Here is a 17,971-nt window from a genome sequence, read left to right as displayed (position 1 = left end):
TAACATAAATATAAATTTTGGCTTTTATGGTGTATAATATCGTAACATTAATAAGAAATTAAGGTGTAACAAATGTTAGATATTTCCTTGATTATGCTATCTGCGGGAGAATCATCAAGATTTAATGCTCCGGTAAAAAAGCAGTTTTTACGACTAGGCGAACAACCCTTATGGCTTTATGCTACTAAAAATTTAAGTTCTTTTTATCCTTTTAAACAAATAGTTGTTACTTCTGGTAATATTTCTTATATGAAAAAATTTGCCCCTGAATATAAATTTGTCCAAGGTGGTACAACTAGAGCACAATCTTTACTCAATGCTTTAAGTATGGTTGAGAGTGAATATGTTTTAGTTAGTGATGTTGCAAGGGTTTTGATTTCTAAAAATCTTTTTAACAATATCATAGAAAATCATGACAAAGCTGATTGTATTACACCTGTTTTAAAAGTAAGCGATACTACAATTTATGCTCAAGAAGCTATTGATAGAGACAAAATCAAACTCATACAAACCCCTCAACTTTCGCGCACAAGTATGCTAAAAAAAGCTTTAGAACAAAGCTCAAACTTCACCGATGATAGTACAGCTATACAAGCCATTGGTGGTAAAATTTGGTATGTACAAGGTGATGAGTTAGCTAAAAAAATTACCTTTAAAGAAGATTTAAAAAGCTTAAATTTACCAAAACCGTCTTGGGATATTTTTAATGGAAATGGCTTTGATGTGCATGAATTTGGAGAGCAAAGAGCCTTGCTTTTGGGTGGAGTAAAAGTACATGAAAATATGGGTTTAAAAGCTCATTCTGATGGAGATGTACTAGCTCATGCGCTAATTGATGCGCTTTTGGGCGCAGCAGGGCTTGGAGATATTGGTGAACTTTTCCCAGATAATGATATGCAGTATAAAAACGCTGATTCTATGCTTTTATTACAAAGTGCTTATACTTTAGTGCAAAATTATGGTTTTGAGCTTGTAAATGCTGATATTACCATCATAGCCCAAACACCTAAAATGAAAGATTTTAAAGAAGCTATTGCTTTTAATATCGCTAAAACATTAAAAACCACACCAAATAAAATCAATATCAAAGCTACCACTACAGAACATCTAGGTTTTGTAGGAAGGAAAGAAGGGATTGCTGTTTTAGCAAGTGTAAATTTAAAATATTTTGATTGGATGAAATTATGAAAGTTTTAATAGTAGAAAATGAATTTTATTTAGCCCAAAGCATAGGATCAAAGCTTAATTCTATAGGTTATGATTGTGATATTATCGCAAATGTTAATGAGCTGACTCATCATGATTATGAAATCATTTTGCTTTCTACTAGTATGGCTAATTTTGAACATATTATAGAAATTTTTAAGCATAAAATCATTATTTTACTCATATCTTACATAAGTTCAGATACTGTTTTAGCTCCTTTAAAATCTGGCGCTAGTGATTACATACAAAAACCTTTCATGATAGAAGAATTAATGCGCAAGATTAAGCATTTTCAAGAATTTAAAAAAATCACCATGCTAAATAGCACCTATCAAGCATATTTAAAACATAAATTTGAAACAGCAAAACTACCAACTTTTGATTATAAAAAATTCAAATTACCTTTGATTTTAAAAACTAATAATCAAATTTTTGCTGATCATTTTGTATTTAATTATACTAATGAACACAACATCGCAAATGTTTATATAGATCTTTCACACCAGCAAAATTTAGATAAAATTTTCAAAGACAATTCTTTGTATTATTTGGTTAATTTTCAAACCCTAAAACCTTTAGAAAAAGAAAAGGTGCTAAACCTTGCTTTAAAAAAGGCTGTTATTATACATACAAGTACGAATATTGAGCATAGCAATTTTCAAATTTTAGAGCTAGGTGAAGATGAAAAAAGTTTTGAAAGTAATGGAATTTTAACCATTGATGATTATGTTAAGCATATTATCATTAGTTATCAAAATATCTTTCCTGATACGGATTTATCCAAAAAATTAGGAATTTCAAGAAAATCTTTATGGGAAAAAAGGAAAAAATATGGCATTACAAAGAAAAAATAGCATTATAATCTCAGAAGAAGAATACGAAGTTTTATGTTTCATTAAAGAAGGAATTTTTGGTTCTTTTACAAAATTGATGAACGAACAAGAAAGAGATGAATTTTTAAAAAATGAAGCAATAAACGGATATAAATTTCCCTACGCCTTAACTTTTGCTCCACACAATGAAAACAAAAAAATCATAGAAAATGCCAAAGTTAAAGACAAAATAGATTTTGTATGTAATGATCAAATAGTAGGCCACATCATCTTAGAAAGTAAATTTAAAAACGATAAAAACATTAATGATATTTTTACACCTAATACATGCTTGATTGATGATTTTGGAGAAATTTGCATTAGTGGTGAATTTGAAATTTATCACAATCGTATCAAGGCTATAAAAGAAGATTTTGAAAAAATCAAAAAAAGATTAAACCCTTCTAATATCACTGCTATTGTTTCAAGCTTTGATCCTTTTCATAGAGCGCATGAAAGAATTTTAAGATGGGCTATAGAGCAATCTGATCTAGTAATTATTTTCCTTATAGAATCTTATGAAAGTAATGGTTTAAGTCTAAAACTTAAAAAGCGTTGCTTTGATGTTTTTGCGCAAAATTATTTACCATCTTCTAGAGTTTTGCTTATACCTTTACATAATATCAAAATTTTTGCCTCGCATTTAAATCCGGTGCTTGAGTGTGCTTTGGCTAAAAGTTTTGATTGTAATAAACTGTTTGTAGGACAAAATCACGCAGGGCTTGGAATGTATTTTAATCAAAACAGAGCCTTTACTGTACTTGATGATTTTGCAAAAGATTACAATATAGAAGTAACTATACTTCCTGAATTTGTATTTTGTGATGAGTGTAAAATGATAGTAAGCACCAAATCATGCCCACATGGAGCTCATCATCATATGAAATATCATGGTGATTCTTTAAAAAATTTACTCAGACTTGGTATCATTCCACCAGCAGTTTTTATAAGAAGAGAAATTTCTGCTTTGATTTTATCAGAGCTTTTTCCAAATCGTTTCCATAATAAACAAAATATTTATAGCAATCTTTTCCCTACGCATGGTATTTTAGAATATAGAGGCGATAAAGAATTTTATGAGCAACTTATAAAACTCCATCAAATGTCATATATGGTGTAATCATGCAAAAATTATTTTTAACTTTTTTTTATTCAGGTAGTGTTAATAAAGCTCCAGGAACTTTTGGCACAATAGCAGCGCTAATTCCTGCTTTTTTTATTTTAAGATATTTGGGTATAGGAACTTTAATCTTGCTTGCAATTTTACTTTTTTTAATCTCTATAAAAATCATCGATCAATACGAAAAACAAACAGGTATACATGATGATAAGCATATTGTAATAGATGAAGTTGTAGGAGTGTTTTTAGCTTTGGCAATTTGTGGACAAAGTGTTTTTACTTTTTTGCTTTCTTTTGTTTTATTTAGATTTTTTGATATCACAAAACCTTCTATCATAGGTAAAATTGACAAAAAAACCAAAGGCGGTTTGGGTGTAATGCTAGATGATGTTTTAGCAGGAATTTTCGCAGGATTATTTAGTGCTGTGATTTATGGAATTTTACTTAAATTTGATCTTTTGTGGTTTGATATAAGTATTATGGAGATATTATAGAATTAAATACCATTACAATATCATCCAAAAAACTATCAAGCCACTGTTAAAACATAAAAAAGCAATAATAAAAATAGTTAAATTTCACTTATTATTTAAAGAATAGTTTTAATACAATATAATTTGGTATTTGAATGCAAAAGTTGACTTATTTAACGACACCAACAAACCAAATATTAATCCAAGTATTACACCCCAAACAAGTAATTTAAAGATAATCTCTCCGATTTCATCTTTATGCTCATAAATTAAACCAATTACACCCATAACAACAATAATACCTATAATTACAGCCCAAATTTCCTAAAATTTAACCAGTAATATGATAAAAATCATAATTAATATTATACCAATCAAACCAATAAGTTGCATTTTAATCCTTAGAATTTCAAAATACTATAATATAATGTCTTTGTGTGATTTTATTAATTATTTTTTTATTATTAAAACCAATCTTAAAAAAAATTAAGATTAGTCTATTTTCTATATATTCTCTTTTTCAAAGAATATTGCCTTATCTAGCACTTGAAAAAACGAATGATAAATTTCTGGATCTTCTACCAGAGTTGGAACTTGCATATTAGATCCATATTGAGCATTAACTCTAATAGTTGATTTTTTATCTCCTTTTTCTCTTACAACCAATGTTATACACATTGTTGCACCTTTTGATAATTTCGTTGCAGTAACTGCTCCTGTTTGCAAATCCGCTTTATCAATTACAAAACCAAGATCTTGTAATGCAGAAACACCAGCTTTTGCAACATTTTTTTAGGATAATCATATTCTTTTGTTTGATATGTTCTAACTTGAAGCTGCTGAGTATTTTCAATAACCATTTGTTTGATATGTTCTAACTTGAAGCTGCTGAGTATTTTCAATAACCATTTGTCTAGAATTCGTACCACACCCAACAAAATACAAAGCCATTATAAATAATAATATTTTTTTCATAGTTCATTTGCCTCCAAAAACACTGATTTTGATAATTTTTCATAAAATTGTTGGTAAATTTCTGGTTCTCTTATACTTCCAACTTCATTAACAGAGCCCTCTTGATTTCTTACAATTCTTTGCATTGTAAACCTTACAAAAGTCTTTTTGATTTTATTATTTGTAGAGATAACTACGCTTGCCTTAATTTCTTGCGTATGATCTGACTGTTTTGAAGCAGCCATAGCTGCACCCGGAGATAAAAGCGCCAAGACAACAATCCCAGCTTGAGTAGAAACTTCTCTAGCATCTCTTGTTTTAGATGCACTTACTATTCCAAAATCTCTATTAATTTCATCTATATTAAATCCAAGATCTTGCAATGTTGCAATACTAGATGATAAAATTTTACTTGTATCAACAGTATTAAAACTTTTAGTCTGCAATTGCCTTTCTTGTGCTGTAGATGTTTCAATCTTCATCATCTCTTTAACACTGGTTGTTGCACAACCGCTAAAAATAAGTAAAAAAATAGGTATTATAAACTTCATATTTATACCTTAAAAACTTGAAGTGTGGTATGCCACATCTCTAACTTTTTGGTTATTATCAAATTTTATAATAACAGTTAAAGTTCGTTGCGTACTAACGTTACTACCACTATTTCCAGCAACTCCATCCAAAATAATACTTATACCGCCAGATGAATTTTGATAAGCTCTTTGGGTACTAATCTTATCATATACCCAAACTTCTCTTCTTTGCTCATCAGTTGATATAATATTTGGAGATCCCATTATTTCTATGATTTCAGATGAGCTCATACCAATTTTTATATCTTTTTGAGCTTTTGCTACCGTTATTTTTTCATCTACTTGCGGATTATATAAAGTTTTATTACATGCAGTGAATGATAAAGCAATAACGAAAAGAAATGAAACTTTACGCATTAAATCTCCTTTAATTTATCCTATAGGATAAAAAATGGAAGAGGACTTTAGTAATTCTAGCGAAGAAGAAATTTTAAATTTTTATAAAAAAGTATCATCAAATATAAGAAATTTTAGAGAGAAAAAAGGAATTTCTCAGCTTGAGTTAGCATTAGATATAGGTATAAAATCCGTTGCGTTTTATTCAAATTGCGAATGTAATCGATATGGTAAACATTTTAATTTGGAACACTTATATAAAATTTCTAAAAGTTTAGAAATTCCACTAAAAGATTTATTAGAATAAATACCGCAACGCCAAAAGGAGCACAACCCTTTAGCGTTAATTTATAAATCCACTAGCAAGTACTAAATCTTTATCGTAAAATACTGCCATTTGTCCGCTAGCAAGTCCATAAACAGGCTCTTGTAAGATGATTTTTGCGCTTTTATCTTCATTAATTAAAACTTTACATGGGGTCGATCTTGATCTATAGCGTATTTTTACTTCACAATCTAACTCTTTGGCATCGATAAACAAATTAATATTATCAAGATTAAATTCACTTATCTTAAGTTCTTCTTTTTTACCTACTATGATTTCATTTTTTTTAGGATCAATTTTTAATACAAAATGTGGCTCATGAGCCCCGCGTACCTCAAAACCTCTTCTTTTACCTATGGTATAGTGCATATAACCTTCGTGTTTTCCTACTTCTTTTCCACTACTATCTCTTACAATACCTGGAATTTTAGTATCCATAAACTGATCTAAAACTTGCACATAAGTATTTTCCACAAAACAAATCTCAGAACTTTCCTTTTGCATTGCAAAAGATTTTAAAACATCAATGGTTGAAGCAAATTTTTTCACATCTTCTTTTTTCATCTCTCCAAGAGGGAAAATCAAATACCCTAAAGCCTCTTTATCTGCATTTGCTAGAAAATAGCTTTGATCCTTACTCTCATCAACCGCGGTTTTAATCAAACCATTTTCTATCCTTGCATAATGACCTGTGGCTAATTTCTCACAACCCAAACTCTTAGCAAATTCTAAAAGCTTGCCGAGCTTGATAAAGCGATTACACAAAGCACAAGGATTTGGCGTCTTTCCTTCTTTGTAGGTATTAACAAAAGGCATATAAACTTGATTTTTAAAATCTTCTTGTAAGTCTAAAATATGATATTTGATATCTAAAAATTTAGCAACTTTTTCAACTTTTTGTATATTTTCTTCATGATAATTAGCTTTTCCATGAAGCTTCATATAACAACCTATAATCTCATGTCCTGCTTGTTTTAACTTATAAGCAGTTACAGTACTATCTACACCCCCACTCATTGCAACAAGAATTTTCATCTTTTTCCTTTATCATTCTTATAATTTCATCCAAATCATCACTTATACTATACTTTAACTCATCATTTTTAGATATAGTTCCAAGTCCTAGTAAAGAAGTTTTGATAAATTCATCAAGAGGTTGCCAAAATTTTTGCCCAACTAAAATAATAGGAACATCTTTTTTAAAACTAAGTTGTTTAAGAGTAAGAATTTCAAAAAATTCATCTAATGTTCCAAAGCCGCCTGGGAAAATCACAAAAGCTAGACTCTTTTGAATAAGAGCCATTTTGCGAATGGCTAAGCTCTTAAAAGTGATATTATACTCTAAAAAGTCATTTGCTTTTTGCTCAAATGGTAAATGTATATTAAATCCAAAAGATTTTAAGTGTAAAGTTTGACTTTGCATAGCCCCATAATTTGCAGCTTGCATAATACCACCGCCACCACCACTGATGATACTATAACCAAGATCTGCTAACTTTTGGGCTAATTTTGAAGCCAAAATACAATACTCATTATCTTCTTTTAAGCGTGCAGAACCAAAAAAAGTTATGCCTTTTTGAATTTTTTCTAATTCTTTAAGATGAGCAACGTCCTCAATAATACATTCTTTCATCTTAGTTGTTCTAATCTTTCTTTTTTAGAGCCTATCTCAGTAATTTGCACTCCAAAGTTTCCATCTACGATAACTACTTCCCCATAAGCGATTTTTTTATCACCTATTAAAATTTCTAAAGGATCGTTTGCTAATTGATCAAGCTCGATAACCGAACCTATATCCATGGTTAAAACATCTTTTAAAAGCATTTTTTTACTACCTATACGCACTCTTATAGGCAAACGCACATCCATGATCAAACCGATATTTCTTAGCTCTTCTACATTAGCTAAGGCTTTATGATCTTGTGCATGATCTTCATTTGTTGCTACGATTTCTTCTAAGTCAGTTTTGGTTAAAATCTTATAAATTTTTTCATCAAAAACCAAAGAAATTTTTTCTTCTAAATCAGCTATTTTTACATTGTATAAATATAGTTTATGAAAACCACCAAGTTCTAAGCTATCTGCAACAAATTCACAATTTTCTAGACTAAACTCCATTTTTGGAATTTCTTTTTGCGCGCCTAAGGTTGTAGAAAATGCTGAGATGATATTTTGTATAGCTTCTTTAGCAGCGTCCATTTCATCTTCATTAAGCTCACTGTTTTTGGAGATTTCTTCTTCTCCCATCATCCACTCACCAATTGCACTCATTAAAACTGCACTGGCTAGGATTTTAATTTTCATTTCATTATTAACGCTAAAAGTAGCACTAACTAATGGTGGAGTCATAGAATCTTGAGAATTTACATCATACTCATAATACTCACTAAATTCAGCACTTTTTCCTGTTAAACCTTCTATTGTACTTACACATTCATTGACGAATATGCCTAAAAAATCATTGATCATCGTCTTCCTCTTCTAGTTCTTCATTATCATCATACGAATTTGCTTTTGCTCTTCTTTCATCTTCATATTTTTCAAGCATTTCTTTAATCTCATCTTTATCAGTTTTGATAAGTTCTAAGATTTTAATTGACTTTCTAAATCTATGAAGCCCCACTTGAGCTAAAAATACTTCTTTTTTATCAATAGCTACTATAGCTTTATCATCTGCACTTCTATCAAGCTTTAAAATATCTCCTTGTTTTAAATCTAAAAATTCATTTACATTGATAAAAGTCTTACCAAGCATAGCTTCATAAATTACCTCAGCACGACCGATCAAGGTTTTAAGTTCTTTATTTCTTGATTTTTTAGCCGAAGTTTCACCCATCATAATATCACGATTTGCCAAACGACTCAAAATACTTTCCAAATGCACAACCGGATAGCAAATATTAACCATACCACTTGAATTTCCGATGATAATTTCCATTACCACCATGATAACAATTTCATTTTGAGAAACAATTTGCACAACATTTGGGCTTGATTCTTTTGCTTCAACACTTGGATAAATTTCAGTAACATTCATCCAACTTTCTTTAAGCCTTTGCATAATAATACGCAAAATAGAATCAAGCAAATTAAGCTCGATTTCTGTAAGTTCTCTTAAGGTGTCAAAACTCTCTCCTTGACCACCTAAAAGTCTATCTATCATAGGAAAAGCAATGCTTGGATTAATCTCTAAAACGCAGTTTCCATCTAAAGGTTTAATTGAAAAAACATTAAAGCTTGTTGGCGAAGGCAAAGACATTAAAAACTCACCATAAGTCATTTGATCCACCGAGTGAAGTTTAATCTCAACTATACTTCTCATCATAGATGAAATTTGCGAAGCAAGATTTCTTGCTAATTTATCATGAATCCCTTTAATAGAACGAAGTTGTTCTTTAGAAACCCTGTTTGGACGCTTAAAATCATATACTACTATATCTCTTTTATCTTCTAGCTCTTCTAATTTCGAAGAAGCTGCACTTTCATCACTATCATCATCAACAACTTCTAAAAGAGCATCAATTTCTTCTTGGGAAAGTATCTCAGCCATTAAACTAGCCTTTCTCGAATCTTCTTAAGCAAACGCTTATGAATTTGTGAAATTCTTGACTCGCTAATCTCTAAAATCTCTGCGATTTCTTTTAAATTTAATTCTTCATAATAATAAAGCTGTATTACAAGCTTTTCTCTTTCTTTGAATTCTTCTAAAACTGCATTGATTTTTTCGATTAATTCTTCTTTTTCTATTTGTTCTATAATATTACTATCATTAAAGCAATTTAGCTGTTCATCCAAAGGCATAACAAGCGATATAGCATGAGCCGCTCTTGCTTCTTTTACCTTTTCTACTTCTAAATTTAGTCTTTGTGCTAAATATTCATCATCAGGCTCTTTTTCATTTTCTTGATAAAACTCATCTATGATAGCATCAATATCTTTGATGATTTTTCTATTGCTTCTACTCATTACATCAAGGCTTCTTAGATAATCCAGCATAGCTCCATTAACTCTTTTTCTTGCAAAACCCCAAAAATTATCATTTTGTTCTTTATCATAACGGCGTGAGAGTTTGATCATTTCCTCTACACCGATACTGATTAAATCATTTACATCAATACTTGCAGGCAAACGCTCTTTAAGTCTAAAAGCCATAGCTCTTAATGCTGGCATATAAGAGATGACTAAGTCATCTTGTTCTTTTTTTAGCGTAGAAGCATAGGCATTATGCGGCTGCATGTTTTACTTTTCTTTTTGAAGAGCTTTCAAGTTTTTTAAGGTCTTCACGCTCTTCTTGAAGTTTTTCAAGCAAGTAATCCATTTTCTTTTCTCTTGCGGCTAATTCTGCTATAAAACTATTATTTTCATTTTCATATTTTTCTTTATTAAAGCTTCTACCGCTAATTTTATTAACATCTACAAAAATCATAATTACTATATGGATTAAAACATAAAATACAAAAGTAATCAAACAAGTATATACAACTATCTCTACTGCATCTTCTATATTAACTATGGTAAACATTAATCCTATAAAAAAACCACAAACAGTAAAAAAAGCAACAAAATTCTCTGGTCTCATCTTTTTCCCTCAATCTAAAAACGATCCAAAAGCTTTTTGAAAAAACTCATAATGCTTTTATCTCCCACATTATTAAGCACTTTTTGTTCCAACCTATACAAAAGCTTAGAAGCTATGGCTTTGAGCTCATCACTTGCATTAGTGTCATCATCACTAAATAAAGTTCTTTTTTTAATACTAAAACTAATATCTTTACTTTGACCTAAAAATCCTAAAAATTCTAAATTTAAATTATGCTTAATGTTAATATCTGCTACTTTTTTAATATTATCAAAAATTCTCAAAGCTTCATTTTCATTCCTAACTATATTAAATACCATTAACAAATTCTCTTTAGTCTTTGAAGTGGTTTTTATAGTAGCATAAGCATCGGTAATCGCAGCAGGATCAGGCACAGTGATGACAATAACCTCATCAGACATTTCTAAGAAATTTCCTATATTGCCACCTATACCTGCTCCTGTATCAATGATTAAAAAGTCTAAATCATCTAAAATGCTTGTTTGATTTAAAAATCTCTCGTAAATATTTTTATCATTATATTTTAAAATTTCATCGCCACTTTCACCCGGGATAAGCCATAAATTTGGTTTTACTTCTATTAAAATATCTTCTAGCGAGCATTCACCCTTTAAAACATGTAAAAGGTTTTTTTCCACACGCACATTTAAAATCACATCTAAATTTGCAAGCCCAATATCTGCATCAAAAAGCCCTACTTTATAACCATTTTTAGCTAGGATGTTGCCCAAATTTGCGCTAAAAGTACTTTTTCCAACCCCACCTTTACCGCTAGTAACTGCGATAAAATGAGTATGTTTTACATTTGAGTTTTCATTTTTTACTAGATCTTTTAATTTTTCTGCTTGATTACTCATTTTCATCCCTTCTAAAACCTTCTAACACACAACGCACTAAAAAGTCACTATTAGCCACTTCTATATCATCAGGCACTTCTTGACCTATGGAAAAAAAGCTCATCGGAGTGCTAGTTTCATAAAGTAAAGAAAATACATTTCCAAATACTTTTGTTTCATCAAATTTGGTAATGATTAAGGTGTCTATATTTAAAAATGAAAAATTATTATAAGTTTCTAATAAATCTTCATATTTTGTATTTGCTGAAAGCACTAAATTCACATCAATTTGTGCATTAGAATGCGATAAAAATTCTTTTGTTTTTTCAAGTTTTGCCTTGTCATATTGTGAATTTCCGGTTGTATCTACTAAAATAACCTCACAAGTATTTAAACTTCTAATCGCATCATCTAAGTCATTTGGCTCTATACTATCAATAATAGGAAGCTTCATCATCTTAGCATATTGGAAAAGTTGCTCTACTGCGCCTATTCTATAAGTATCAAGAGTTATAATACCGGTTTTATAGCGTCTATCTCCATAAGCATAGCGAAAAGCAAGTTTAGCTAAAGTAGTAGTTTTACCCACTCCTGTTGGGCCTACTAACATCATGATTTTTTGCTTTTTAATTTCACTTTCTAAACGACATGGAAGCATATTACGCAAAAGTGAGTAAAAATACCTTTGCACTGCTTCTTGATTTGCTTTCATAGTGCTTGGCATATTTTCAATAGTCGCCTTCATAATAGCTTCTAAATGCGCTTCTTGCATGCCACTTGCCTTAGCTTGCTTATAAATACTTGCAAACTCAGGTGGTATAGCTAATTCTTTGCGTAAATCTGCCTTATCATCCCACATCATATCCACAAGCAAATTCATTTTATCATTAAGCTTATTCATTTGCTTTTCAAAGGCTTCAATTTTTTTATCATAATTTGGATTTGGCATAGAAAAATCTTGATAGTTTGAAACCTTGCTAATTTCTGAACTAACCTGAGAAAGTTTATTTTTTAAATTTAAAAAATTATCATCTTTTTTGCTTGTATTTAAATAAGGATTAATAGGTTTTTGCTTAGCTTTTGAAGAAAAATCAAGCACTACATCTTCTTCTTTTTTTTCATCTTCAAGTTTTGGTGCTTGAATTTTAGCCTCAGGAAAACTTGCTGTGTTTGGTTTTTTCTTTGGTGGCATAGGTAAATTATTTTGTTTTAAATGCTCTTCATAATCAGCTTCTTCAATCGCTACTATAACCTCGTATAAAGGTTTTTGATTGATAGTTTTTGGACGAATTTGCTTATTAGTTACTATCAAAGCCTTATCGCCATAATCTTGCTTAACCTTAGGTATAATCTCATCTGTGCTTTCAACTGTAAAAGTATGAATCAATTGTCCCATATTTTTCCTTATCTTAACAAGCCCAAAGGCAAAGTTACACTAATTCTATCATTTACCCCCACATGAGGCACTGTGCAATACTCATCTTTACGCGCTTTTTTTGAAAAATACAACAAATCCAAATCAAGCGTTCTAGGAGCATTTTTAAAAGTTCTTTTTCTTTTGAATTTAAACTCATAAAAAAACAAAACTTTTAAAAGTGCTCTTGCATGCAAACTTGTACTTACAACCATCACTGCATTAGTAAAGTCTTTTTGTTCTTCAAAGCCAAAAGCTTTATTAATCAAAAATGGCGATGTTTGCAATACTTGCAAGCGTTTATCTTGCATTAAAAGCCTAAATAAACTCCGAAAGCGTTTTTTTTCATCTTCTATATTGCTTCCAAGTCCTATAATGGCTATGTATTTTCCTTTTTTAACTGCCTTTGAATAAAAAGGAAAAAAACGAATTTTTTCTAACCTTCTAGCTCCTTTAATCAGCAAATTATAACACCACTGCCTTTTCTTTATCAAGATAGACCATGTCTTCTATTCTAATACCAAGTTTATCTTTGATATAAATTCCAGGTTCAATAGTAAATACCATACCTTCTTTTAGTTCATAATCACTTCTTGGACTAATGTTTGGTAACTCATGTATATCAAGCCCCACTCCATGCCCTAAGCTGTGAATAAATTCTTTTTCAAAACCTGCATTTTTAATCACTTCTCTTGCGATAAAATCAAGCTCACTTGATCTCATACCAACGCGTGCTTTTTCTATAGCTTGAAGCTGAGCTTGCTTGACCACTTCATAAATTTGCATAATTTCTTTATCTTTAAAATTTGGCTTATTTTTATCAAAAACTATGCCACTCTCATCAAAACAAGCCGTTCTTGTACGATCAGAACAATACCTTTGATAAACTACACCCGCATCAACTAATAACAAATCTCCATATTCTAAACATTTATCACTAGGTAAAGCATGTGCTTTAGCCGCATTTTCATTAATAGCCACAATAGGTAAAAAAGAAAGTCCTAAAGCACCTTTTTTTTGAAAAATTTCACATGCTTTAAAATGTAATTCTTTTTCGCTTTTTCCATGGCCTTCTTGGCTGATAAATTTAGCAAATTCTTCAAAGCATTCTTTACCAAAATTTACAGCCTTTTGCAAAAGTTGTAATTCCTTAGCATTTTTTATAATGCGTTTGTTTTTACTTAAGTCTAATTTTTCTTCAAAAACGATATTTGCACTTTTACTAAGTTCTTTAAATTCAAAATAACTAAAGTCTTTTGGGTCAAAACACACCCTATCAATTCCTGCTTTTTCTAAAAGCTCTCTAGCACTAGCAAAAAGATCTTGTGCTAAAACTACCTTAGCATTTTTTATCATTTCACTAGCTTCAAAGCTATATCTTGCATCAGTGATGAAAAATGCTTCATCTTCAAGTTTTAAAAACAAAGCATTATCGCAAGAATAGCCACACTCATAAAAAAGTGCATTTTCGTTTTTTAAGATAAAATTCATTGATTTGCTTGTTGTGCTTTTGCTTGAGCTGCTTTATATGCATTAATTTGATCAAAAATTTGGAAAAGTCCCATTAAAGCCATATGATAACCAAAAGGACCAAAACCTACCACACTACCTGCACAAACTGGTGCTATCATGCTTTTTTGTCTGAATTCTTCTCTTCTATAAGTATTACTAATATGCACTTCAATCACAGGCATATTAATCGCTGCAATCGCATCGCGGATTGCTATAGAAGTGTGTGCATAAGCAGCTGCATTAATAATCACTCCATCTACGCTACCTAAGCATTCTTGAATTTTATCAACTAGCTCACCTTCAAAATTGCTTTGAAAAAACTCAATCTCTACATTAGCTTGTTTTGCAGCTTGCTTCATTTGCTCATGGATATCTTCCATTTTCATATTGCCATAGATGTGAGTTTCTCTCACACCAAGCATATTGATGTTTGGTCCTTGTATCACCATAACTTTCATAATCTAACCTTTATTTAGTAAAATTTACTATATTATAGCATTTTAAAGCTAAATTTTAGCTACAATTTCCCTTTTTAAAGGAGGTAAAATGTTTATAATAGCACCTAAAATCATCTTAACTTGCGATGATAATTTTAATATTTTAGAAAACAAAGCAGTTCTTTTTGATGATAATATTTTAGAAATTGATAGCTTAGAAAATTTACAAAAATCCTACCCACAAGCTAAGCTTATACCAACTCCAAAAGATACCTTACTTTTACCTGCTTTTATCAATCCACACACGCATTTAGAATTTAGTGCAAATAATGGAAATTTAGTCTTTGGAGACTTTTTAAAATGGCTTGATAGCGTTTTTAATAACCGCGAGCAATTAAACGAAAAAGCCAAAGAAAAATTAATCTCACAAAATATCCATAAAATGCTAAAAAGTGGCACTGCTACCATAGGAGAAATTTCAAGCTTTGGGAGTGATTTAAACCCTTGTATCAATTCACAAGCTAGAGTGGTATTTTTCAATGAAATTTTAGGTTCAAATGCAAATTTTATCCAAGCTAAAAAAGAAGAATTTTTAACTCGCTATGAAAAAAGTATGAGTTTTAAAAGTTCTAAATTTACCCCTGCTATTTCAGTGCATGCACCTTATTCAACTCACCCAGAGCTTGCCAAATTTGCCATAAAACTTGCTAGAGAAAATGATCATTTGCTAAGTACGCATTTTCTTGAAAGCAATCACGAAAACAACTGGCTAAGGTTTAAAAAAGGCGGTTTTAAAAAAAGCTTGGCTAAATTTAGTAAAAATCCTACGCCATTTTACACCCCGCAAAGCTTTTTAGAGCTTTTTAAAGATCAAAGGACTTTATTTACTCATTGTGTGTATTTTAAAGAATGGGATTTATTAGATAAAAATTTACACTCTATCACGCATTGTGCTTTTTCAAACAGACTTTTGAGTAAAAATACTTTTAAATTAAAATCTGCTTTAAAAAATGGCGTTAGTATCCATCTAGGAACTGATGGTTTAAGTTCAAATACTTCTTTAAGCATGCTTGATGAAATGAGAGCTAATTTACTTATACATGATGATTTTGAGTTAGAAAATTTTGCTAAAATATTGCTTTTAATGGCGACTAACAAAGCCGCAAAAGCCTTAAATTTAAACCTAGGGCAAATTCAAAAAGGCAAGATAGCTGATTTTAGTCTTTTTGCTTTGCCAAATAGTGTGAATTTAAAACAACTTCCTTTGCAGTTTATCTTGCAAAGCAAAGAAGTGTTAAAACTTTTTATAGAAGGAAAAGAATGCAAATTATAAAATCATTTTTTAAAGGAATTGGAAAAATCATTTCTTACATCAATACTTATTTTAAAACCTTTGTGTTTTTATTTATCATGTTTTTAATCCTTGCTCCAAACGGGGATAATGCCAAACTTTCTAACGCAAACTTAGCACAAATTAATCTTAAAGGCGAAATTAGCGATGCGAGTAATCTTTTAGAACAAATTTACAAAGTTAAAGAAGATAAAGCTATCAAGGGGGTTTTGCTTTTTATAGATAGCCCTGGTGGAGCTTTTGCACCAAGCATGGAAATAGCTTTAGCTATACAAGATCTTAAAGCCAAAAAACCTGTGGTAGTGTATGCAGGTGGAACTATAGCAAGTGGGAGTTATTTAAGTGCAGTGGGAGCTGATATGATCATCGCTAATCCTGCCAGCTTTGTAGGGTCTATTGGGGTAATCATGCAAGGTTTTGAACTAAGCGAGCTTGCGCAAAAACTTGGCATAAGTGAACAAACCATCAAAGCAGGAAGCTATAAAGAAGCAGGAACTTTCATGCGTAAATGGAGCGAAGATGAAAAAGACTTTTTACAAAATTTAGCCAATCAAAGCTATGAGCTTTTTACACAGTTTGTTGCTAAAAATCGTAAATTAGACTTAAATCAAACAAACTCATGGGCTGATGCGAAAGTGTTTTTAGCAAACGAGGCTTTAAAATTAAAACTCATTGATAAAATAGGCAATTACGAGCAAGCCAAAAAAGAGTTAGAAAAACTAGCCAAAGTGCAAAATCCTATCTGGCAAAAAGAAGATGCTATAGATAAGTTTTTAAAACGATTAGAAGAGCAAAGTGCTAGCTTTTTTGCTAACACTTTAGCACAGTTTTTCACACAAGTAAGCTCACAAAAAATTTATTAAGATTTAATAATCTCATAAAATCCATAAGTATCATTTTCTAAAAAGCCTTTATACAAAGGCTTTAGCTTTAAATCTAATTTAACATTTTCAAAGGTGTTTAAATTTGAGCTTGAAAAAATCAAAAGCATATCTAACTCATCTTTAAAGGCTTTTAAAAAATTCTCCCCGCCCTCATACATGATGAGCTTAGCCTCACTAGGAATGTTTGTAAAAATTTCTCTCTCAGGCACGCTAAATAAAGGAATGTTTGGATCAAAACTTTCTAAATTTTGACGGCTTAGTATGCATAAATTTGGTGCCTTAGCTTGAGCTAGCCTTGCATCTAAAATAGGCCTATCATGTCTTATAGTTTCTCCACCTACTACAAGTAAATCGAGCTTTGAACGTAATGCATGAGCATAGGTTCTACTTGCTTTAGAACTTACGATTTTACCATAAGCAGAACCATTCAAAGAAAGGGCTAGTTTAAAAAATTTAAAACTTGACTTTTGCCATTTTAAAAAAGGCTTTAAAAGCTCTTTGGCTCTTTGCTCGCAAATTCCCATGTGAACTTTTATGCCTTGATCTTTTAAAAACCCTGCTCCACCACTTGCGAGTTTATGCTCATCTTTAGTGGCAATAAAAACTTCACTAAAACCAAGCGTGCTAAAAAGTTTCGCACAAGGTGGGGTTTTACCCTGATGATTGCAAGGTTCTAAACTCACATAAGCACTAGCGCCTTTTAACAACCCCTGATGATTTTGACAAATAAACTCATGTAAATCGTTTGCATTTTGTGGTAAGTCTAAATTTGGATTAAGTGCTTTTAAGGCTTTACTCACTGCTTCAAGCTCTGCATGAGCCTTGCCCGCTTCTTTGTGTGCTTCTATGCTTAAAATTTTGCCATTTTTATCTAAGATCACACAGCCTACGGCTGGATTAGGGTAGGTTAAAAGCTGATATTTCCAAGCTTCATCTATGGCTAAATTCATATAAAATTCGTGATTCATACTACCTTCTATCGTTTTACTTTTAAAAATATAGCAAAATATATTAACCACTTATCAATAATTTAAAATTTAAGTATAATAAAATCATGA

The 17,971-nt window shown here is 30.8% G+C and carries 22 protein-coding genes; 7 read left to right on the top strand and 15 right to left on the bottom strand.

The annotated features are described in order from the left end of the window. Window positions 1-72 precede the first annotated feature (72 nt). Genes L8X24_RS03165 through L8X24_RS03150 form a run of 4 tightly spaced genes read left to right on the top strand, consistent with a single transcriptional unit; the run spans window position 73 to window position 3,692 of the window. Complete coding sequence (locus tag L8X24_RS03165; protein WP_263663591.1) at window positions 73-1,188, top strand: bifunctional 2-C-methyl-D-erythritol 4-phosphate cytidylyltransferase/2-C-methyl-D-erythritol 2,4-cyclodiphosphate synthase; 1,116 nt, start codon at window positions 73-75, stop codon at window positions 1,186-1,188. Then, complete coding sequence (locus L8X24_RS03160; RefSeq protein ID WP_039667971.1) at window positions 1,185-2,060, top strand: response regulator transcription factor; 876 nt, start codon at window positions 1,185-1,187, stop codon at window positions 2,058-2,060. Before L8X24_RS03165 ends, L8X24_RS03160 begins: the two co-directional genes overlap by 4 nt. Then, window positions 2,038-3,198 (top strand): sulfate adenylyltransferase, encoded by a 1,161-nt coding sequence (locus L8X24_RS03155; protein WP_263663590.1) that lies wholly within the window; start codon window positions 2,038-2,040, stop codon window positions 3,196-3,198. The genes L8X24_RS03160 and L8X24_RS03155 overlap by 23 nt, the downstream gene beginning before the upstream one ends. Before the next feature lie 2 nt (window positions 3,199-3,200). Continuing rightward, window positions 3,201-3,692, top strand: coding sequence for a phosphatidylglycerophosphatase A (locus L8X24_RS03150; RefSeq protein WP_263663589.1), 492 nt, complete (start codon window positions 3,201-3,203; stop codon window positions 3,690-3,692). Window positions 3,693-4,175: 483 nt separating this feature from the next. Here L8X24_RS03150 and L8X24_RS03145 read toward each other — a convergent pair whose 3' ends face one another. The 3 genes from L8X24_RS03145 to bamE form a co-directional block, all read right to left on the bottom strand. Further along, window positions 4,176-4,349, bottom strand: a complete 174-nt coding sequence (locus L8X24_RS03145) for a hypothetical protein (RefSeq protein ID WP_263663588.1) — start codon at window positions 4,347-4,349, stop codon at window positions 4,176-4,178. Window positions 4,350-4,642: 293 nt separating this feature from the next. Further along, complete coding sequence (locus L8X24_RS03140) at window positions 4,643-5,176, bottom strand: hypothetical protein (RefSeq protein ID WP_263663587.1); 534 nt, start codon at window positions 5,174-5,176, stop codon at window positions 4,643-4,645. Window positions 5,177-5,185: 9 nt separating this feature from the next. Continuing rightward, window positions 5,186-5,575, bottom strand: coding sequence for an outer membrane protein assembly factor BamE (bamE, locus tag L8X24_RS03135; RefSeq protein ID WP_263663586.1), 390 nt, complete (start codon window positions 5,573-5,575; stop codon window positions 5,186-5,188). Window positions 5,576-5,609: 34 nt separating this feature from the next. On the opposite strand from bamE, the gene L8X24_RS03130 reads away from it, so the two are divergent. After that, window positions 5,610-5,861 (top strand): helix-turn-helix domain-containing protein, encoded by a 252-nt coding sequence (locus tag L8X24_RS03130; RefSeq protein ID WP_039640720.1) that lies wholly within the window; start codon window positions 5,610-5,612, stop codon window positions 5,859-5,861. Between the two features lie 36 nt (window positions 5,862-5,897). Here L8X24_RS03130 and mnmA read toward each other — a convergent pair whose 3' ends face one another. Genes mnmA through aroQ form a run of 11 tightly spaced genes read right to left on the bottom strand, consistent with a single transcriptional unit; the run spans window position 5,898 to window position 14,699 of the window. Beyond that, a complete protein-coding gene (gene mnmA, locus L8X24_RS03125) occupies window positions 5,898-6,914 on the bottom strand; it encodes a tRNA 2-thiouridine(34) synthase MnmA (RefSeq protein WP_263663585.1) in 1,017 nt (338 codons plus the stop codon). Further along, a complete protein-coding gene (locus L8X24_RS03120; protein ID WP_263663584.1) occupies window positions 6,877-7,512 on the bottom strand; it encodes a TIGR00730 family Rossman fold protein in 636 nt (211 codons plus the stop codon). The genes mnmA and L8X24_RS03120 overlap by 38 nt, the downstream gene beginning before the upstream one ends. Beyond that, window positions 7,509-8,348: a flagellar motor switch protein FliY gene (gene fliY / locus L8X24_RS03115; protein WP_214099022.1), complete on the bottom strand. Its 840-nt coding sequence runs from the start codon at window positions 8,346-8,348 to the stop codon at window positions 7,509-7,511. Before fliY ends, L8X24_RS03120 begins: the two co-directional genes overlap by 4 nt. Further along, window positions 8,338-9,429, bottom strand: coding sequence for a flagellar motor switch protein FliM (fliM, locus tag L8X24_RS03110; RefSeq protein ID WP_039667962.1), 1,092 nt, complete (start codon window positions 9,427-9,429; stop codon window positions 8,338-8,340). The genes fliY and fliM overlap by 11 nt, the downstream gene beginning before the upstream one ends. Beyond that, window positions 9,429-10,115: an RNA polymerase sigma factor FliA gene (locus L8X24_RS03105; RefSeq protein WP_039627867.1), complete on the bottom strand. Its 687-nt coding sequence runs from the start codon at window positions 10,113-10,115 to the stop codon at window positions 9,429-9,431. The genes fliM and L8X24_RS03105 overlap by 1 nt, the downstream gene beginning before the upstream one ends. Further along, the gene (locus L8X24_RS03100) at window positions 10,102-10,458 is read right to left on the bottom strand and encodes a hypothetical protein (RefSeq protein ID WP_039617428.1); all 357 of its coding nucleotides are present in this window, start codon (window positions 10,456-10,458) and stop codon (window positions 10,102-10,104) included. Before L8X24_RS03100 ends, L8X24_RS03105 begins: the two co-directional genes overlap by 14 nt. Window positions 10,459-10,472: 14 nt before the next feature. After that, a complete protein-coding gene (locus L8X24_RS03095; RefSeq protein ID WP_263663583.1) occupies window positions 10,473-11,336 on the bottom strand; it encodes a P-loop NTPase in 864 nt (287 codons plus the stop codon). Continuing rightward, on the bottom strand, window positions 11,329-12,711 hold the full coding sequence (flhF, locus tag L8X24_RS03090; RefSeq protein ID WP_039667960.1) for a flagellar biosynthesis protein FlhF: 1,383 nt from the start codon (window positions 12,709-12,711) through the stop codon (window positions 11,329-11,331). The genes L8X24_RS03095 and flhF overlap by 8 nt, the downstream gene beginning before the upstream one ends. Window positions 12,712-12,719: 8 nt before the next feature. Continuing rightward, a complete protein-coding gene (folK, locus tag L8X24_RS03085) occupies window positions 12,720-13,193 on the bottom strand; it encodes a 2-amino-4-hydroxy-6-hydroxymethyldihydropteridine diphosphokinase (RefSeq protein WP_257941879.1) in 474 nt (157 codons plus the stop codon). Between the two features lies 1 nt (window position 13,194). Next, window positions 13,195-14,220, bottom strand: a complete 1,026-nt coding sequence (locus tag L8X24_RS03080) for a M24 family metallopeptidase (protein WP_263663581.1) — start codon at window positions 14,218-14,220, stop codon at window positions 13,195-13,197. After that, window positions 14,217-14,699, bottom strand: coding sequence for a type II 3-dehydroquinate dehydratase (gene aroQ, locus L8X24_RS03075; protein WP_039625266.1), 483 nt, complete (start codon window positions 14,697-14,699; stop codon window positions 14,217-14,219). The genes L8X24_RS03080 and aroQ overlap by 4 nt, the downstream gene beginning before the upstream one ends. Window positions 14,700-14,787: 88 nt before the next feature. On the opposite strand from aroQ, the gene L8X24_RS03070 reads away from it, so the two are divergent. Together L8X24_RS03070 and sppA are read left to right on the top strand one after the other, a co-directional pair. Next, the gene (locus L8X24_RS03070) at window positions 14,788-16,011 is read left to right on the top strand and encodes a metal-dependent hydrolase (protein ID WP_263663580.1); all 1,224 of its coding nucleotides are present in this window, start codon (window positions 14,788-14,790) and stop codon (window positions 16,009-16,011) included. Continuing rightward, entirely contained in the window at window positions 15,999-16,892 is an 894-nt protein-coding gene (gene sppA / locus L8X24_RS03065; protein ID WP_263663579.1) for a signal peptide peptidase SppA, read from the top strand. The genes L8X24_RS03070 and sppA overlap by 13 nt, the downstream gene beginning before the upstream one ends. Here the strand turns inward: sppA and ribD are convergent. Beyond that, window positions 16,889-17,881 carry a bifunctional diaminohydroxyphosphoribosylaminopyrimidine deaminase/5-amino-6-(5-phosphoribosylamino)uracil reductase RibD gene (ribD, locus tag L8X24_RS03060; protein WP_263663578.1) on the bottom strand — a complete coding sequence of 331 codons (993 nt, stop codon included), beginning with the start codon at window positions 17,879-17,881 and terminating at the stop codon, window positions 16,889-16,891. The genes sppA and ribD overlap by 4 nt on opposite strands. Window positions 17,882-17,971 lie beyond the last annotated feature (90 nt).

Origin of the sequence: Campylobacter sp. CNRCH_2015_0814 (assembly GCF_025772765.1) — a bacterium.
Lineage (GTDB): Bacteria > Campylobacterota > Campylobacteria > Campylobacterales > Campylobacteraceae > Campylobacter_D.
Note: the sequence above shows the minus strand (reverse complement) of the source record. Positions and strands in the feature narration are given on the sequence as shown.